A 17,836-nucleotide genomic window follows, 5' to 3' on the forward strand; every position below is an offset into this window, starting at 1 on the left:
GCGGGAATAGCTCAGTTGGTAGAGCACGACCTTGCCAAGGTCGGGGTCGCGAGTTCGAGTCTCGTTTCCCGCTCCAATCTCTCTTCGACGTCCTCATAATCCCTTTGAATTGCCCATCACATCGCGCCGCGATGATTTGTCGTATCCGGCGTTTGCCTGATTTCTCTCTTCCCCGCACATCCCAAGTCATAAGACCAAGATGTATTGCTTGCTAATAGCCTCCCGGAGATCGGGCACAACCCTTTGCGGTCGGCTAACAGGCTTGGCAGGGCCTGAATGACAGACAGTGGCTCGCTATAAGTTAAAACCGGGGCATTTACCCAAAACTCATCATTTTGATTTATAGCGGCTGTGGCGGCCATAAACGGCTTGCAGGTGGGGATGGCAAGCCCGGCAAGAGCTCTGCCGATCGGGGAGGGGAAATCGCGGGCAAAAAAATAGGAGGGGCGATGGCTCCTCCTACGGGTTCACTGGCGCTGGCTCAGATAACGGTGACGTTCTCGGCCTGAGGGCCTTTTTTGCCCTGGGTCACAGTGAACTGGACTTTTTGACCTTCAGCCAGGGTCTTGAAACCTGCGCTCTGGATGGAGGAGAAGTGAACGAAAACGTCCGGTCCCTGGGATTGCTCGATGAAGCCAAAACCCTTGGTTTCGTTGAACCATTTTACTTGGCCGGTGCGAATGTCAGACATGTGGTAAGTCCTATCTATAACAAAATGAAACTAAGCCTGGTTGGGCAGCATTTGCCTGGAAGTCAGGGGTTGAAGCATGACTGACCACGTCTCTTTGTCCCAGTAGCATGTAGCACAATCCCTGTCTAAAGCCTGACCGATTGTACTGGAGCCCGATCCCTTGTCAATTTGGCACTTTTCATTTTTTGAGCGAGCTAAAAGTATTGTGAAGTCAGCAGCTTGTTTCATGCTTCACATCAAAAAAAACGGGAGGCCATGGCCTCCCGTCTGCATAAGGGGGTGGTCGAGCCCCCTTATTCCTTGAGGGCGAACCCTTCCCCCTGGCGGTCGTAGCGGTAGCTGACCTGACCGAGAGAGCGGACCTCGACCCGCTGGATGCGGCGGCTGGTGTCCACCAGGATGAACACCGACTTGCCCGACTGCAGCCGGGTCAGCGGCCTGTCCGGCCCTTCGATGGCGATGAGCCGGCTGAGCTCGGCCCCCGGTAGCTCGAACTTGCGGAAGATGGAGTAGAGGGTTTCACCGGCCTGCACGTCGTGCTGCAACCAGGTGCCATCCACTTTCTCCTCGACGGGCTTGGCGGCCTGGGGCTCACCGGCGTTGCCGACGGTCAGGGCCTGGGCCGGCACGGCCAGGGGCACAGCCAGAGAGCCTGATGGCGCCGTGGTCGGGGCGGCGGGGGCGGGCTCCCAGGCCAGCACCAGCAGCCAGAGCGGGATCAGCACCAGCAACCCTATGGTGTGTTTGCGGGGCAGGGGGCTTGCCAGCTTGAACGAGGCCGCCTTCGGCTCCTTGTTGCGCTGACCCAGGCCACTCATGCCCTGGCCGAGACGCTGGCGCAGGGGCAGGGTAGCCGCGTTGATACGTTGGAGCAGGGTTCCTTGTGATTCGTCTTGGCGACGCTGCTGGGCTCGTCTGTTATGGCCACGTGGGCGACGGTCCGGGGTGGGCACGGCATTTACCTCTCACTACATTGCCTGCCATCAGGCAAATATGCCGCCTATGGTAAACGGACTCGTCCCCGAGGGGGAGAGTCCGGAGCATGAAAATTATCAGCTGAGACGAAACTGACCCAACAATTGCTGCAAACGTTCCGCCGCCTGACGCAAGGCCTGACTGGCGTTGGCCGTGCTGGTGGCGTCCCTGGCGATGTCGTTGGCCAGTGCGCTGGTTTTTGACAGATTGCCGGAGACAGTCTCGGAAACCGAGCTCTGCTCCTCGGCGGCGGAGGCGATTTGGTAGGTCATGTCGTTGATGGTGGCGATGGCCTGGAAGATGCTGCCGAGGGCCGCCTCCGCCTGATCCGCTTCCCCCACCGCCTGATGGGTCAGCTGCTGGCTCTGCTGGATGGCATTGACCGCGTTGGTGGAGCTGTGGCGGATCTTGTCGATCAGCTCCTGGGTATTCTGCACCGCCTGCTGGGTGTTGCCCGCCAGCTTGCGCACCTCGTCGGCCACCACCGCAAAACCGCGCCCCTGCTCGCCGGCCCGGGCCGCCTCGATGGCGGCGTTGAGCGCCAGCAGGTTGGTCTGATCGGCGATCCCCTGGATGACGGTGAGGATGCTGGTGATCTGCTCGCTGTCGTGCGCCAGCCCTTCCACCACCTCGGCGCCCTTGCCCGCCTCGGCGGCCACCTTGTGCATGGAGTGGATCACCCGCTGGAAGCGTACCTTGCCCTCGTCCGCCGCGCTCTGGGCCTGCTTGGCGGAGTCGGCGGTGTTGTTGGCGTGGGTGGCCACCTCCTGGCTGACATAGGACATCTCCTGTACCGCGGTCAGCATCTGCTCCATTTCCGCCTGGTGATGCTGCAGGTTGCTGTCGGTCTGGCCGGCGATGCGATCGGTATCCCCGGCGTGGCGATGGACCTCGCTCGCGGTCTTCTGCACATCCCCGAGCAGGGCCTGCAGCTTGTCGATGAAGCGATTGATGCCCCGGGCCAGGGCCCCTAGCTCGTCCCGGGAGCGGCTCTCCAGACGCTTGGTGAGATCTCCGTCGCCGTCGGCGATGTCATCCACCAGGCTGACCATCTGGCGGATGGGGCCCGTGATGCTGCGGGCAATGACCAGCATGGTGCCAAGGGCCAGCGCCAGTACGATGAGGGCACCGATGAGCTGCTGGGTCATGGCGGCGCGGTTCATGTCGGTGAGCTGGCGTGCCAGCTCGTCCGCTCCCGCCAGCACCACCTTGTAGGGCAGGGTGACGATGATGGCCCAGTTGCGGGCCATGCCGGGCACCGCGATGGGCACCGAGATGCGAAACGCATCGTCGAGCTCCTGGCGCTGCACGTCCGGTTTGAGGTACTGCTGCCAGCCGTTGCCGAGCACCTTGTCGGCGCGGCTGCCGAGCAGGCTGGCGTCGCCGCTGGTACCGGTGATGACGCCGGCGGCGCTGACGATCAGGGTCTCCCCCTTGCCGTCATAGATGTTGCTATTGAGAGACTGGGCCTGACGGCTGATGGAGTCCACCGCCAAATCCAGCGCGGCGATGCCCTTGAACCGGCCATCCACAAGGATGGGGGTGGTGATGGTGCTCACCAGCACCTGCTGGCCGTTGATGTCCACCTTGAAGGGGTCGATGAGGCAGGGGCGCCCCTCCCGTTTCGGGCAGGCGTAGTAGTCGTTGGCCGGGTTGCCGAACTCGTCCGGATCGCTCTTCTCGATGGAGAGCAGCAGATCGCTGCCGATCTGATCCTTGTCGCGATAGAAATAGGGAACGAAGCGCCCCTTGTCGTCACTGCCAAGGGCTGCCTGTCCCGCGAAGCTTTCGTCCTGGCCGTCGAAGCCGTTGGGCTCGAAGCCCGCGAAGGCGCCATAGAGCTGAGGCTCCAGGGCAAGCTGGGCCTTGAGCAGGTCGGTGGCTTGCTGGCGATCCAGCGGCAGCTTGCCCTCCTGCTGGCGGGCGAAGACGCTGGCCATCTGCTGGGTGTAGGAGAGCCCCTTTTGCAGCAGCTGGGTGATGGTGGCGGCCTCGGCACGGGCGTTGGCACTCACCTTCTGCCACGCCTCCTGTTGCAGGGCGGCGCGACTGGAGTCGATGGTGAGCTGCTGGGTCTGCCGGCCTGAATACTGGTTGAGCAGGATCAGGATGACCAGGGCCGTGGTCATGGCGACACCGGCCAGTACCAGGATACGATTCTGGATAGAACGAAACTGCATCGCGCGTTCCTTGTATCGTTGAGGGTTCGTTGACGGGGTGACTGAAGTATCGGCTGTGCGGGAGATCTCTCCAGCGACCTCGCCTAGCTAAGCGGGAAAAAAGGGAAAATTCTGAGACATCACTCTAAAACAGCGGTTTTTGCGGGAATAGACCCTATTTTCCCCTCTGCCTCGCCATGGTTTTCCCATCCGTCATTGTCGGTGCTAAAATGCGACGGTTTTTTTAACGAATTGGCCCAAGGCCCTCTACACAAGGCTTAAAGATGAAAGTCAAAACCCGTTTTGCTCCCAGCCCGACCGGCTTTTTGCATGTCGGCGGTGCCCGTACCGCACTCTATTCCTGGTTGTTTGCAAAGAACCAGGGCGGTGAGTTTGTGCTGCGTATCGAGGATACCGATCTGGAACGTTCCACTCAGGAGGCCATCGACGCCATCATTGAGGGCATGGAATGGCTGGAGCTGAACTGGGATGAGGGCCCCTACTACCAGACCAAGCGCTTCGATCGCTACAACGCACTGATCGACGAGATGCTGGCTGACGGCCGCGCCTACAAGTGCTACTGCTCCAAGGAGCGGCTGGAAGCGCTGCGCGAAGGCCAGATGGCCAACGGCGAGAAGCCCCGCTATGACGGCAAGTGCCGGGATGGCGCCCACGATCATCCGGCCGATGCACCGCACGTCATTCGCTTCCGCAACCCGACCGAAGGCTCCGTGGTGTTCGATGACCACGTCCGTGGCCGCATCGAGTTCGCCAACACCGAGCTGGACGATCTGATCATCCGCCGTACCGACGGCGCGCCGACCTACAACTTCTGCGTGGTGGTCGATGACTGGGACATGGAGATCACCCACGTGGTGCGTGGGGAAGACCACATCAACAACACCCCGCGCCAGATCAACATCTACAAGGCGCTGAACGCGCCGGTGCCGGAGTTTGCCCACGTCTCCATGATCCTGGGTGACGACGGCGCCAAGCTCTCCAAGCGCCACGGCGCCGTCTCCGTCATGCAGTACCGCGACGACGGTTACCTGCCGGAAGCGCTGCTGAACTATCTGGTGCGTCTGGGCTGGTCCCACGGGGATCAGGAGATCTTCACCCTCGACGAGATGATCAAGCTGTTCAGCCTGGATGCCATCTCCAAGTCCGCCTCTGCCTTCAACACCGACAAGCTCTTGTGGCTGAACAACCACTACATGCGCAGCCTGGATCCGACTTATGTTGCCAAGCATCTGGCATGGCACATGGGACACCAGAAGATCGACACCAGCAATGGCCCGGCGCTGGCCGACGTGGTCACCCTGCTGGCCGAGCGCTGCAACACCCTGGTGGAGGTGGCTGCCCAGAGCCGCTACCTGTTCGAAGAGTACGAGGCCATCGACGAAGCGGCAGCCAAGAAGCACCTGCGCGGTGTGGCTGCCGAGCCGCTGGCGCTGGCCAAGACCAAGCTGGCGGCCCTGGAGACCTGGACCACCGAGGCGCTGCACGAGCTGATTGAAGCGACCGCCGCCGAGCTGGGTCAGGGCATGGGCAAGGTCGGTATGCCGCTGCGTGTGGCCGTCACCGGTCTGGGCCAGTCTCCTGCCATCGATGCCGTGATGGCGCTGGTGGGCAAGGAGCGGGTCCTCGCCCGTATCGACCGCGCCCTGGCGTATATCGAAGCGCGCATGGCCGCCGAGTAAGCTTGCCGCCGCACATTGCCGTCACCGGTCTGGGGTAATCTCTTCCTCCTGCCATCGACGCCGTGATGGCGCTGGTGGGCAAGGAGCGGGTCCTCGCTCGTATCGACCGCGCCCTGGCGTATATCGAAGCGCGTATGGCCGCCGAGTAAGCTTGCCGCCGCACATTGCCGTCACCGGTCTGGGGTAATCTCTTCCCCGCCATCGACGCCGTGATGGCGCTGGTGGGCAAGGAGCGTGTCCTCGCCCGTATCGATCGCGCCCTGGCGTATATCGAAGCGCGCATGGCCGCCGAGTAAGCTTGCCGTCGCACATTGCCGTCACCGGTCTGGGGTAATCTCTCCCCCGCCATCGATGCCGTGATGGCGCTGGTGGGCAATGAGCGGGTACTGGCCCGCATCGACCGCGCTTTGGCGTATATCGAAGCGCGCATGGCCGCTGAATAAACATCGGCCATGGCATGAAAAGGGCTCCCTGACGGGGGCCCTTCGTATTTTGGCCTCAAGCGGATTTGCGACGTAAAACAGCGACATAGCGACGAGGTTGGCGGTAAAAACAGCTAACTGCCTGAATTTTGACTAAACGCTCCAGTGGGCGAGAATTTTGGGTTGACAGCAAAGCGGGTGATGCCTATCATGCGCCTCCGTTGCCAGAGATAACTTTGGTAGCGCCGAGGTGAGTTGGGGTTATAGCTCAGCTGGGAGAGCGCTTGCATGGCATGCAAGAGGTCCGCGGTTCGATCCCGCGTAGCTCCACCAAATTCAGAGTGATTCAGCGTCACTCACACACATCGGGGTTATAGCTCAGCTGGGAGAGCGCTTGCATGGCATGCAAGAGGTCCGCGGTTCGATCCCGCGTAGCTCCACCATCTTTCGCAAGAAAGCACCAAGGCCACCGTATCGCGGTGGCCTTTTTGTTTGCCTGTCATTTGGATTTCCCATGATCTCGCCCTTTGCATTTGTCTGGCAAATGGCGCTTCACCCTGTCCGCGAGGGCATCAGCGGTCCTGGCCGCCTCTGACGGGGGCGAGGGTGGGGATTGGCGCCGATGCCGCCATGGCCACGGCGCGGGCTGCGCGATGCCATCCTCTGCCGCGTGGCGGTTGGCTCGTTCGGCAGCCTGCGGGATACGCTATCCGGCCCCTGGTGTCAGCACCGGGTTTCCCCGTCGGCAGGGTGCCAGCCCCCCGGGAAAGGGGTGAGACGGGGCAACAGGGCATTTATTAATCCCATGATGTGGCCTTTTGCATTTGTTTTTCAAATGGCCTTGGCACAAAAAAAGCCCGCGATCATCGCGGGCTTTGCACCTGGCATCGAGGATGCCGCGTCTTAGCGACGACGCCGCCAGGCGAGCGGCAACAGGGCCAGCAGCAGGGCGCCCATGGCGCCGCCACCCCCCTTGCTCGCTTCCTTGAGCTTGAGGTCGACGATGACTGGGTCGTGGTCCGAGGCGCTGAAGGGGTTGTCCGACTTGATGAGATCGCCGGTGTAGGCGCTGCCATATTCGAACAGGTTGCTCTCGAAGGAGTTGATGTGCCAGTCGGCCACCGCCACCACCTTGTCAGCCAGCGCAGGGTTGGCGAGGGCGTAGTCCAGGGTGCCGAGCTCGGCCTCGTAGCTGTAGGAGATGGCCTGCTCCTGGTTGAACTTGACGTTCAGATCCACCAGGCCGTAACCCTTGGCCACCGTCTGGCCCATCTGCTCATAGGGCTTGTCGCCGATGTAGGTGTGGGAGGCGGAGCGGATCTGGCGCTCCCCCGCGACCGGCGCATAGTCGGTCAGCACCCGGATGGGATCCTCCTTGGCGTAGGAGTTGAAGTCCCCCACCAGCAGCACCTGGCCCGGTATCTTGCTCACCGCCTCCCCCAGCACCTTGGCGGCGCTCACCCGAAACTCGGTGCACTTGCCCTGCAGATCCGCAGGCTCCGTCTTGCCATCCCCGTTCTCATAGCAGCCCGACCCCTTGGACTTGAGGTGGTTGACCACCAGGGTCAGGGGGGCGTCGCTGCCCGCCACGGTGAAGCGCTGGACCAGGGAGTCCCGCTGACCGGCGCTCTTGGTGACGCCGCCCGTGGTGTAGCGCTGCTGGGGCAGGGGGATGACGTCGGCATCCCCGCTCGGGGTGAGCAGGGCGGGGCGGTAGATCATGGCCACCATGATGGCGTCGCCGCCAAAGAAGCGATCCTCCGTGAGCAGGGCCTTGGGCAGGGTGACGAAGGCGTAGTGCTTGCTCGCCTCCTTCTGCCTGGCGTTGAGGCTCTCCACCAGATCGTGGAGGGCGGCGTGCTCGTCAAAGCCGTTGTTCTCCATCTCCATCAGGCCGAGCAGGTCGGCGTCCATTTCGGTGATGGCGTTGACGATCTTGGCGCGCTGCAACTGGAACTCCTCCAGGCTCTTGGCGCCGCGGTTGCAGCCCTTGGCGCTGTCCGCATCCGCCTGATCCGCGCAGAGCACGTTGAGGGCGCCCCCCACGCTGGAGTGGCTGGTGAAGTAGTTGAGCACGTTGAAGCTGCCGATGCGAAGGTCAGTGCCATCCAGACGGGCTGGGGCGCTCTGGCGATCGTTGTCGCTGGTGCGCAGCAGATCCCCCGCGGTGATGGTCTGATCCCGGGGCACGATCAGGCGGTACTCGTTGTAGCTGTAGCCGACCATGGCCTCCAGATTGACCGGGGCATCGCCGATGCGCAGGTAACCCTGCTCCGGCTCCCAGGCGGGCAGCCAGGGGAGCTTGCCGTCCCCCGCCTTGAAGTCCGACTCGAGGAAGACGCGGTTGCTGGCGTTGGCCTCGGCCAGCGCCACGGCCTCGGGGCTGCTCGCCACATGGAGCTGGGTCGGCTTCATCAGCGGGGCGCCGTGAGCGAGCACCAGGTTGTTGCGCCGGGCGGCATAGTCGTAGCTGAAGTTGCGGCTGATCTTGAGGGCGCTGTCGGCGTCAAGGCGTACCCGCATCCCTTCGTGACGCTCCAGGGCCCGGGCCAGGGTTTCCCCCTCCAGTACCCGCAGCGCCGTGGCGGCCGGGGCGGCGCCCTGGGCCAGGGTTGTCAGGCGCGGCGTGCTGCCGTCAAACAGGGGCTTGAGCTGGGTGTGGCCGTAATACTCCTCGACCTTGGCCTCCAGACAGACCAGGGCGCCCGGCTGGATGTCCGGGTACTTGCTGGCGAAGTTCTTGTCATTGAGGTAGACGAAAATGCCGTCCGACGTCTCGGGGTTGCCGTCCCCCTGCACATCCAGCAGGTAGAAGCCCTTGTTGAGGCTTTCCCCCAGACCCGAGACTACCGCCTTGACCGAGACGCTCCGGGCGCTTTCGAACTGATCGTCCGGGACGAGGGGGCTCTTGTCGCCACTGCCCTGGATGGCGGGGATGGGGGTGAGGGCACTGTCGGCCGGGCAACTGAAGCCGGCGGCGTAGAGAGACGGGGACGCGAGCGCGAGCCCCACGGCCAGCGACAGCAGGGTAGGTGTTCCTTTCATGGGTATTCCTTTTTTTATTTTTGCCAGTGTTTCCATAGCCTTGGCATCGTGGCCAAGGGCGCGCATTGTCACATTTCTGGCAGCTCTGACCAGTGAACCAACGCACATTATGAGGAGACAAAGGAGCCCATCTGCCATTTTTTGACGTGGCTAACAGTTTGATATTGATGATCTATTTGTCATCAGGTGGGAGCGAAAAGTGTGAGGCGGCCAGCATTCACATATTTTCCTTCGAGAATAAAGATTGAGCAGTGGTCACTTGCTTCCTATACTCGAGCCGTTCCTCACGGAACCCAGGCAAAGGGCAAACCGGCAGTGATGCCGGGACGCAAAGCCTCCGATCTGTCCCATCCGGGCCAGACAGCGGGGTTACCCAGGGTGACTTGAGGGTTTGTGGCCCGTCCATGGCCTGTTGTCGCTCCCTTGTTCCCTGTTGCGATTGCGCTTTTCCCGGCATTGAAGCCAAGACAAAACAAGGAAGATAACAATATGCAACAGATCTTGAGGCCCAGCAGGCTTGCCATGCTGGTCGCCCTTGCGGCCGTCCCTGCCTGGGCGCAGGCCGCTTACCCCGCCTATCAGGCCGGCACCGCCTACAAGGCTGGCGACATCGTCAGCAACGCAGGCGCCCTCTATGAATGCAAGGAATTCCCTTACTCCGGCTGGTGCGGTGCGTCCCCCTATCACTACGCCCCCGGGGTGGGGGTGGTCTGGGCCGATGCCTGGAAGCTGTATGGTGGCGAGGTGCCGCCACCGTCCCTGGTCGTCGCCATCGGCTCCCCCGCCGTGGGTGCCAGCGTCAGCGAGGGGGCCAGTGTGGCCCTGGCGGTGACGCTGAGCGGCCCGGTCACGGCGCTCGCCCGGGTGGAATACCTCATCGACGGCACCCTGGTCGCCACCGCCACGGCTTCTCCCTGGAGTGCCAGCTGGTCTGCCGCCGGTGCGGGCAATCACGCCCTCAAGGCCCGGGCGCTGGATAAAGACGGCAAGGTGCTGAGCGAGGCGGATTCGAGCTTCAAGGTCGCCGCCGTGGTGGCGCCAGAGGCGCCCGGGGTGAGCATCGCAAGCCCCGCCGCCGGTGCCAGGGTGACCCTGGGCCGCGCCCTCACCGTGAGCGGCAATGTCACCGACGCCAATGACGACGTCGCCAAGGTCGAGCTCTTCGTGAATGGCCAGAAGGTGGGCGAGGACACCAGCGCCCCCTGGCAGCTGAGCTGGACGCCCCAGAACAAGGGGCTGACCGGCCTCAAGCTGGTGGCGACCGACAAGAGCAACCTCTCTGGCGAGTCGGCCCAGGTGGACGTGCAGGTGGAAGAGGCGGCCCTGCCCCCTACCGGCGGCAACCTCTCCTGCGACGTGCGCCAGATCTACCGCGCCGACGGCAGCGAGTGCATGGGGGATGACCACGGCCGCCGCGTCATCGGGTATTTCACCTCCTGGCGCACCGGCAAGAACGGCCTGCCCGCCTACCTGGTGAGCGACATTCCCTGGGACAAGATCACCCACATCAACTACGCCTTCGCGGCGGTGGACGAGCAGAGTCACACCATCAAGGTGGATGACGCCGCCACCAAGCTGACCTGGAACGGGGTGCCGGGCGCCGAGATGGATCCGGAGTTTGCCTACAAGGGCCACTTCAACCTGCTGTCGAAGTACAAGAAGCAGTATCCGGACGTGAAGACCCTGATCTCGGTGGGGGGCTGGGCCGATACCCGCGGCTTCTACGCCGCCACCACCAAGGGTGACTGCTCGGTCAACACCGCCGGCATCAACGCCTTTGCCGACTCGGCCGTGGGCTTCATCCGCCAGTACGGCTTCGATGGGGTGGATATCGACTACGAGTACCCCACCTCTATGAAGGATGCGGGCAACCCCAACGATTTCCCGCTCTCCAACCAGTGTCGCGGCAAGCTCTTTGCGAACTATGAAGTGCTGATGAAGACCCTGCGCAACAAGCTCGACAGCGCCGGCACCGAGGACGGTCGCAAGTACATGCTGACCATCGCCTCGCCGGCCTCGGCCTACCTGCTGCGCGGCATGGAGAACTTCCAAGTCACCCAGTACCTCGACTACGTCAACCTGATGACCTATGACTTCCACGGTGCCTGGAACCACTTCGTCGGTCACAACGCCGCCCTGTTCGACAACAAGGCGGATCCCGAGTTGTCCCAGTGGGGTGTCTACACCCAGGCCCAGTTTGGCGGCATCGGCTATCTCAACTCCGCCTGGGCGGCCCACTACTTCCGTGGTGCCCTGGCGGCGGGCAAGATCAACATAGGGGTGCCCTATTACACCCGTGGCTGGCAGGGGGTCACCGGTGGCACCCACGGTCTGGGTGGCAAGGCGGCGCTGCCGAGCCAGAGCGATTGCCAGCCGGGCACCGGTGGCAGCACCATTCCGTGCGGCAACGGGGCGGTGGGCATCGACAACATCTGGCATGACCTTGACAAGAACGGCAAGGAGATTGGCGGTGGCGCCGTGCCCATGTGGCATGCCAAGAACCTGGAGCACGCGGCCAGCCTCGGCATCACCACCCTGCCGAGCTACGGCCAGGCCTGGGGTCTGGATCCCAACAACCCGGCCCACGTGATGCAAGGCCAGTATGTGCGTTACTACGACGACAAGGCCCATGCGCCCTGGCTCTGGAACGAGCAGAAGAAGGTGTTCCTCTCCACCGAAGATGAAGAGTCCATGGGTCACAAGCTCGACTACATCGTCAAGCGGGGCCTGGGGGGCGTCATGTTCTGGGAGATGGCGGGGGACTATGACTTCGACGCCGCGAAGAACGAGTACGTGATGGGCAGCACCCTCACCAGCCTCGCCTACGAGAAGTTCAGCAAGGCCGACAAGGCTGCCCTGAAGCAGAATGATCTGCCGGCTCCGGCCGCCCAGCTCGACATCGGCGTGAGCCTCTCCGGCTTCAAGGAAGGGGACTCCAACTACCCGATCAACCCGACCCTCAAGCTCACCAACAAATCGACCCAGACCATTCCGGGCGGCACCCGCATCGAGTTCCTGGTCCCCACCTCCATCTCAGACACCATCACCGACCAGAGCGGCATGGGACTGAAAGTGGTGGAGAGCGGTGGCAACCAGAACTCGGACGGTATCGCCAATGAGAAGGACTTCCACAAGGTGGCTCTGACGCTGCCAGCCTGGAAAGCCTGGACGCCGGGCACCGACGTGGAAGTGGCCATGACCTACTACCTGCCGGCCGCCGGCGTGCCGAGTGGCATGCGCCTGATTGCCGGCAGCCAGACCATAGGCCTGAAGTCCGACTTCCCGGCCCTGGCCGAGGCGGTGCTGGGCAGCAGTGGCGGTGGTGACGGCGGCAGCGGTGGCACCACCTGTGCCAGCCAGAACGTCAACCCGGCGGACTACAATGCCTATCCGACCTGGCCGCGCGGGGATCACGCCAATGGCAACGACCGCATGACCAACGGCAAGGCGGTGTGGCAGGCCAACTGGTGGACCAGCAGTGAGCCCAAGGCGGGCGACGGCAGCTGGAAGCTGGTGTGCAGCTACTGATGACCGTTTGATCGGCAGGCCGGCACTTTGCATGGCCTGTTCTCTCGCAAGGCAATGACCCAATCCGGAGCCCAGGCTCCGGATTTTTTTGTGCCTTGCATCAGGAGAAGGAGGGGGAAAAGGGCAGGGGCGGTGCCATAAAAAAGACCGCTCCGAAGAGCGGCCAATTGCCACCAAGGCAATCTGCGGGGTGACCCCCTTGTCGATGTGTCGCGGCCCGGATGCCGAGTCGGGGAGATCCCCGTCCCGCCAGCCGGGCCGCGCAGCTTTATTGGGTGACGGCGCCGCCCTGCTGCTCTTTCAAGAAGCTGATCCAGGGGGAAGCGCGACCACTGACATTGCCATTCTGGGCGGCCTGAGTGAAGGCGGAGAGCGCCTCCTTGGGCTTTTGCTGCTCAAAATAGGCGACCCCGGTCAGGAACTTCAGGTCCGCCCGCTGCTCGCCGCTGGCGTTGGCGGCAGGTTTGGCGGCGAAGGCCACCAGATCCTGGTAGCGCTTGCTCTGGATCATCATGCGCGCCATCTTGAGCTGCAGCTCGGCATTGGGGGCCAGCTTGTAGGACTTGGCCAGGGTGTCGATGGCCGGGTCCAGCTCCTTGGCCTGATGCCAGTAGTTGGCGAGCGTCTTGTAGTTGGCCGCGGTGCTCTCGATCTGCCCCTCCTTCATGGCTTTCTCCATCACGCGGGCGGCGCGGTGGGGAATGCCGGCGAAGGCGAGGTAGTTGGCGAGCCGCTGCAACTCGTTGGCTTCGGTCAGCATGCCGAGGTTGTAGGCCCCTTCCAGTGCCGCCAGGGCCTTGGCATCGTTGCCCGCCTGCATGTGCATGGCCGAGAGCTGGGTCCAGTACTTCTTCTTCTCCGGGTAGCGGTCCACCAGGGCGGTCAGCACCTCGGTGGCCGGCTTGTACTGTTTCAGCTCGTAGTGGGCAGCCATCTTCAGCAGGTACCAGGACTCCGGCGCCTTGCCCGCGGAGAGCTTGATCGCGTTGTCCACCGCCGGAATGGCTTCCCGGTACTGCTTGAGCTGCACATGGGCGTTGGCCAGGGTGATGTAGGCGTGCGGGGTCGGCTTCTCGTCCTTGCCGAGGTTTGCGAACCACTCCTTCATGGTGTTGATGGAACCCTTGAAGTTCCCCTCCGCCATGTAGAGCTGGGCCAGGTTGTAGCGCACCTGCTGGGCCACCGGGGGCGGCAGGCCGCCGGTGGCGATGGCGTCGGCGAAGTACTTGGTCGCCTGACCGTACTTCTCCTGCTGCGCCGCCACGAAGCCCAGGGTCTGCAAAATGACCCCCTTGTCGTAGACCCGCTCGCCGACGCCGGACAGCGCCTCCTGCAGCTTGGCATTGGCCTCGCCGTATTTCTTCTCGGTGATCAACGCCTGGGCCTTGTTGACCGCGCGGTAGGCGCGGTCAGACAGGGCGGGTTGTTCGGCGGCCCAGGTGGCGGTGCTGAGCAGCACCGCCATGGCCACCGGGGCGAGGATCAGGGTATGTAACTTTTTCATCGCCACCCTCCTTAGTTGGTCGCAAACTCGATCTCTTGCTGCATGCGACTGGCCTGCGGCTTGCCGTCCACCATGGCCGGTTTGAAGGTCCACTTGGCGATGGTCTGGCGCGCCGCCTTGCCGAGGTCATAGCTGCGGGGCTCTTCCTTGACGATGCGGATGTTGCTCACGGTACCGCGCTCGGTGACGGTGAACTCCACCAGCACCTTGCCGGACGCAAGACCGGCCAGGGCCGCCTTGCGGGGCATCATGGGCTCGAAGGTCGCCATCGGGATGGCGCCGTTGTTGCCACCCATGCCGCCGCCACCTCCGCCGGTGCTGTAGGCACCCAGGGCGTTGCCGCCACCGATGTTGACCGGGATGTCGAGTTTGGGCATGTCCATGGGGGAGCTCTCCATCTGCGGCCTGTCCGTGCTCGCCACCTCCATCTCGGGCGGGGGCGGCGGGCGGTTCGGGGGCGGCGGTTTGGGCAGTTCCCGTTGTTTCTCTTGCAGGGTCTCCTGAGGCTTGAGGCGGATGAAGTCGGTCATGGTGACGTCCTCCCGCTCCGTCAGCTCCCGGTGATCCGGCGTGATGAGCTTGTTCATTCCCAGAAACAAGAAGAACACCACCACGCAGGAGACCGCCAACGATATCAGATATCTCATAGGGCTCGCTCCGGCATCAGCTGCTCTTGCTCGCCGCGATGGAGATGTTCTGGACACCGGCCATGCGGATCTGGTCCATGACCTGCACCACCAGCCCGGAACGGGACTCGGTATCGGCCTGAATCACCACGGCGCTCTCCGGGTTCTCCGCCCGCAGCCGCTCGATGTTGGCGCGCACGGCACCCACTTCGACGACCCGTTTGTCGACCCAGACCTGACCGTTCTCGCGGACCGCGACCATGATGTTCCCCTTCTTCACCGTCTCGGCCGTGCTGGCGCTCGGGCGGTTGATCTCCACGCCGGACTCCTTGACGAACGAGGTGGTGACGATGAAGAAGATCAGCATGATGAACACGATGTCCAGCATGGGGGTCAAATCGATGGCCGCCTCGTCAGCACCGCTGTCGCTGTGACGTTTTCTCATGGCAAAAAACTCCTTGCTTGTTCTGTGCCCCGGCGGGCATGGCCCGGCCGGAGATGTGCATCCTGCATCAGCCGTGTTTCAGGTTGTCTTCCAGCTTCTGCACCGCCAACTTGGCCTTGTGATCGAGCTGGTTGACAAAAAACAGGCCGGAAAGGGCGGCAATCATGCCCGCCATGGTCGGTACCGTCGCCTTGGAGATCCCCGAGGCCATCGCCCTGGGGGAGCCGGTGCCGGTGATGGCCAGGGTATCGAACACCTGCACCATGCCCACCACGGTCCCGAGCAGCCCCATCAGCGGGCAGAGGGCGATCAGCACCTTGATGACCGGCATCCCCTTGTCCACCGCCATGGCGACCCGGGAGACCAGCTCGCGGCGGATCTGCCTGGCAGACCAGGAGAGGTGATCGGTGCGGGCCAGCCAAGTAGCCTTGGTTTGCTTCACCTGTTTGGGGTAGACCGCCATGAAGTAGAACCAGCGCTCCAGCAGCAGGGCCCACATCATCAGGGTCAGGAAGAACAGGGCGACCAGTACGTCGCCCCCCAATCCCAGAAACCGGCGGACCGACTCGACTTCTTCAATCAACCAGAACCACATGGGTGACTCCTTAGGCTGCGGCTTTGGCGGCGTGCAGACGTTCCTGGTAGCGGGCGACGAAACCGGCGCTCTGCTCTTCCAGCACCTGGATCAGACGACGGCTCTGGGTCTGCACGATGGTGTAGAGGAACAGCATGGGCACGGCGACCACCAGACCCTGCATGGTGGTGACCAGGGCTTCGGAGATACCCCCCGCCATCAGCTTGGGATCGCCGGTACCGAACAGGGTGATGGCCTGGAAGGTGGCGATCATCCCGACCACGGTACCCAGCAGACCCAGCAGCGGGGCGACCGAGGCGATCAGCTTGATGATGCTGATGCCCTTCTCGAACTTGGGCACGTTGCGCAGGATGATCTCGTCGAGCTTGGATTCCAGATCCTCGATGTTGTCACCCCGGTGATCCTGGTAGGCCCCCAGCATCTCGCCGATGGGATTGCCCTTGATGATCTGATCGGATTTGAGCTGCTTGCGCATGGATCCGCCGATGAGGGAGAGGCGAGCGCCGCAGAACAGGGCCAACAGGGTACCGAGCACGCCGAGCACCATGATGACATAGCCCACTTCACCACCCTGGTCGATCCGCTCCTTCAGGGTCGGCGACTGCACCAGCAGGGAGAGGATCACGCCGCGGGACGGGTCGATGAAGATGGGTTCGACGCTGCCGCCACCCTGTTCAAACTTGGCGACCGGTTCCAGCACCGCGTTCTCGGGCTGGCGGGAGAGTTGCTCGAACTTGCCGGTCTCCGGCACGAAGGTGAGGTACTTGCCTTCGGAGACGGTGTTGAACTCACCGATCTGGGTGACGGTCTTCTCGGCCTGGTTGCCTTCGCCATAGACCACGGTGGCCGGGATCTGGCTCACCTTGCCACCGTCGACCATGCGGCTGAGGGTGGTGGTCCAGAAGGCGGTCAGGTCATCGCTGGAGGGCAGCTCCTTGCTTTCGGCCAGGCGGGTCAGCAGGGCGGTCTGCTCCGGATGCTCGACCCGGCGGGCAGAGGCGTTGAAGATCCCCTTGAACTCGCCGGCGAACTGGCGCAGCACGCCAAACATCTCGCCCATGTTGCCGGAGCGCTGGCGCAGGGTCTCGGTCAGCTCGGTGAGCTGCTTGTCGTTGGCATCGAAGGTGGCCTTGAGCTTTTCGCCCCTGGCGACTTCGGCGGCGAGATCCGCCTTGGCCTTGGCGAGCAGGGCCCCTTGTTCGTTCTTGTCAGCCAGGAAGCGGGCTTCCCGCTCCTTGTTGAGCTGGGATTCGCTGGTGCTGGCAGCCTTGACCTGATTGAGCAGGGCGTTCAGATCCACCGGTTTCTCGGCGGCGGTCACCGGCAGGGTGACCAGGGTAGCGCCCGCGATCAGCGAGGCGATGGCAAGTTTGATTCCTTTCATGATGCTTTCTCCGCAGTTTGAACCGGCAGCTTGATGAGGGCGGGAGGCGCCTGCTTCTTGGCGATGCGAAGGCCCTGTTCCACTGCACTGCGATACTCCTGGGGCAACTCTTCCCACTGGCGGGTCTGCTTGTTCCACATGCCGGTCTCGTTGCCATCCGGGGATTGGTAGAGCAGGGCGATGCGGCCGACGCGCAGGAACTCGTAGGTCTTCTCGTCCCCATCCTTGTCCAGGCTCGCCTTGTAGGCTTCGATGGTGCGGCTGAAGCCCTCCTCGATCTGGTAGGCCTCGAGGATCTTGCGGTACTTCTCGGAGATGGTGACGTCGGCCCGGTTCATGAGATCGGTCAGGGCCGCCACGCGGTCCTCACGCTCCACCTTCTGGAACGGCAGATCCAGGGAGACGAACTGCTCGAGGGAGTCGATCATCTTGAGCATCAAGGGCACCACTTCGGTGCTGGTCTGGTCGATCTGGGCGATCTGCTTTTGCATGGAGGCGAGTTCGGCGCTCTGGGAGTCGACCATCTTGCCCACTTGCTCGTTGTAGGCGCGCAGGCTGTCCACCTGGCGCAGGGCGGCCTTGTACTGGGCCAGGGCAGACTCGGCAGACTCGGCGTAGCTGTCGATCTTCTGCTGGGAAACTTTGGATGCATTGTCGGTGGCGGCTTGAGCGTCCACGGCCTGACCGGCGGTGGCGGCACTCAGATTGAAGCTGGTCAGCAAGGCAGCCGAAATCAGGCTGCCGAGGAGCGCTTTCTTCATT

The 17,836-nt window shown here is 63.0% G+C and carries 14 protein-coding genes, 3 tRNA genes and 1 riboswitch; of the genes, 7 read left to right on the forward strand and 10 right to left on the reverse strand.

Features of this window, described 5'->3' with window-relative positions:
- Positions 1 to 76: transfer RNA gene (locus tag OKC41_RS03420), tRNA-Gly, on the forward strand.
- A gap of 405 nt (positions 77 to 481) precedes the next feature.
- Here the strand turns inward: OKC41_RS03420 and OKC41_RS03425 are convergent.
- The 3 genes from OKC41_RS03425 to OKC41_RS03435 all read right to left on the reverse strand — a co-directional run bounded on the left by OKC41_RS03425 (position 482) and on the right by OKC41_RS03435 (position 3,846).
- Positions 482 to 691 (reverse strand): cold-shock protein, encoded by a 210-nt coding sequence (locus tag OKC41_RS03425; RefSeq protein ID WP_005297820.1) that lies wholly within the window; start codon positions 689 to 691, stop codon positions 482 to 484.
- A gap of 293 nt (positions 692 to 984) precedes the next feature.
- Complete coding sequence (locus OKC41_RS03430; protein WP_010675484.1) at positions 985 to 1,644, reverse strand: LysM-like peptidoglycan-binding domain-containing protein; 660 nt, start codon at positions 1,642 to 1,644, stop codon at positions 985 to 987.
- A 99-nt stretch (positions 1,645 to 1,743) separates the two neighbouring features.
- Entirely contained in the window at positions 1,744 to 3,846 is a 2,103-nt protein-coding gene (locus OKC41_RS03435; RefSeq protein WP_270671754.1) for a methyl-accepting chemotaxis protein, read from the reverse strand.
- Between the two features lie 263 nt (positions 3,847 to 4,109).
- On the opposite strand from OKC41_RS03435, the gene gltX reads away from it, so the two are divergent.
- From gltX to OKC41_RS03460, 5 genes are all read left to right on the forward strand, one after another.
- A complete protein-coding gene (gene gltX, locus OKC41_RS03440) occupies positions 4,110 to 5,525 on the forward strand; it encodes a glutamate--tRNA ligase (RefSeq protein WP_201894396.1) in 1,416 nt (471 codons plus the stop codon).
- A 164-nt stretch (positions 5,526 to 5,689) separates the two neighbouring features.
- Positions 5,690 to 5,821: a glutamyl-tRNA synthetase gene (locus OKC41_RS03445; protein WP_234922249.1), complete on the forward strand. Its 132-nt coding sequence runs from the start codon at positions 5,690 to 5,692 to the stop codon at positions 5,819 to 5,821.
- A 15-nt stretch (positions 5,822 to 5,836) separates the two neighbouring features.
- Positions 5,837 to 5,968 (forward strand): glutamyl-tRNA synthetase, encoded by a 132-nt coding sequence (locus OKC41_RS03450; RefSeq protein ID WP_234922248.1) that lies wholly within the window; start codon positions 5,837 to 5,839, stop codon positions 5,966 to 5,968.
- Between the two features lie 236 nt (positions 5,969 to 6,204).
- Positions 6,205 to 6,280: transfer RNA gene (locus OKC41_RS03455), tRNA-Ala, on the forward strand.
- 34 nt (positions 6,281 to 6,314) lie between these two features.
- Positions 6,315 to 6,390: transfer RNA gene (locus OKC41_RS03460), tRNA-Ala, on the forward strand.
- 460 nt (positions 6,391 to 6,850) lie between these two features.
- Here the strand turns inward: OKC41_RS03460 and OKC41_RS03465 are convergent.
- Positions 6,851 to 8,992, reverse strand: a complete 2,142-nt coding sequence (locus OKC41_RS03465) for an ExeM/NucH family extracellular endonuclease (RefSeq protein WP_201894395.1) — start codon at positions 8,990 to 8,992, stop codon at positions 6,851 to 6,853.
- A gap of 293 nt (positions 8,993 to 9,285) precedes the next feature.
- Positions 9,286 to 9,369: riboswitch (cyclic di-GMP riboswitch) on the forward strand.
- A gap of 145 nt (positions 9,370 to 9,514) precedes the next feature.
- Between OKC41_RS03465 and OKC41_RS03470 the strand changes: the two genes are divergently transcribed.
- Positions 9,515 to 12,520 (forward strand): glycosyl hydrolase family 18 protein, encoded by a 3,006-nt coding sequence (locus OKC41_RS03470; protein ID WP_270671767.1) that lies wholly within the window; start codon positions 9,515 to 9,517, stop codon positions 12,518 to 12,520.
- Positions 12,521 to 12,788: 268 nt separating this feature from the next.
- Here the strand turns inward: OKC41_RS03470 and OKC41_RS03475 are convergent, their stop codons facing one another.
- The 6 genes from OKC41_RS03475 to OKC41_RS03500 all read right to left on the reverse strand — a co-directional run bounded on the left by OKC41_RS03475 (position 12,789) and on the right by OKC41_RS03500 (position 17,835).
- Complete coding sequence (locus tag OKC41_RS03475; RefSeq protein ID WP_201894394.1) at positions 12,789 to 14,024, reverse strand: lipopolysaccharide assembly protein LapB; 1,236 nt, start codon at positions 14,022 to 14,024, stop codon at positions 12,789 to 12,791.
- A gap of 11 nt (positions 14,025 to 14,035) precedes the next feature.
- Positions 14,036 to 14,671, reverse strand: a complete 636-nt coding sequence (locus OKC41_RS03480) for an energy transducer TonB (RefSeq protein ID WP_039040356.1) — start codon at positions 14,669 to 14,671, stop codon at positions 14,036 to 14,038.
- A 16-nt stretch (positions 14,672 to 14,687) separates the two neighbouring features.
- A complete protein-coding gene (locus OKC41_RS03485) occupies positions 14,688 to 15,095 on the reverse strand; it encodes a biopolymer transporter ExbD (protein WP_005327075.1) in 408 nt (135 codons plus the stop codon).
- A gap of 67 nt (positions 15,096 to 15,162) precedes the next feature.
- Complete coding sequence (locus OKC41_RS03490) at positions 15,163 to 15,690, reverse strand: MotA/TolQ/ExbB proton channel family protein (RefSeq protein WP_041212455.1); 528 nt, start codon at positions 15,688 to 15,690, stop codon at positions 15,163 to 15,165.
- 10 nt (positions 15,691 to 15,700) lie between these two features.
- Positions 15,701 to 17,074 carry a MotA/TolQ/ExbB proton channel family protein gene (locus tag OKC41_RS03495; protein ID WP_182935303.1) on the reverse strand — a complete coding sequence of 458 codons (1,374 nt, stop codon included), beginning with the start codon at positions 17,072 to 17,074 and terminating at the stop codon, positions 15,701 to 15,703.
- Entirely contained in the window at positions 17,071 to 17,835 is a 765-nt protein-coding gene (locus OKC41_RS03500) for a DUF3450 domain-containing protein (RefSeq protein WP_161470148.1), read from the reverse strand. Before OKC41_RS03500 ends, OKC41_RS03495 begins: the two co-directional genes overlap by 4 nt.
- Between the last annotated feature and the right edge of the window lies 1 nt (position 17,836).

This window comes from Aeromonas sp. QDB17 (assembly GCF_027705305.1).
Taxonomy (GTDB): domain Bacteria; phylum Pseudomonadota; class Gammaproteobacteria; order Enterobacterales; family Aeromonadaceae; genus Aeromonas; species Aeromonas caviae.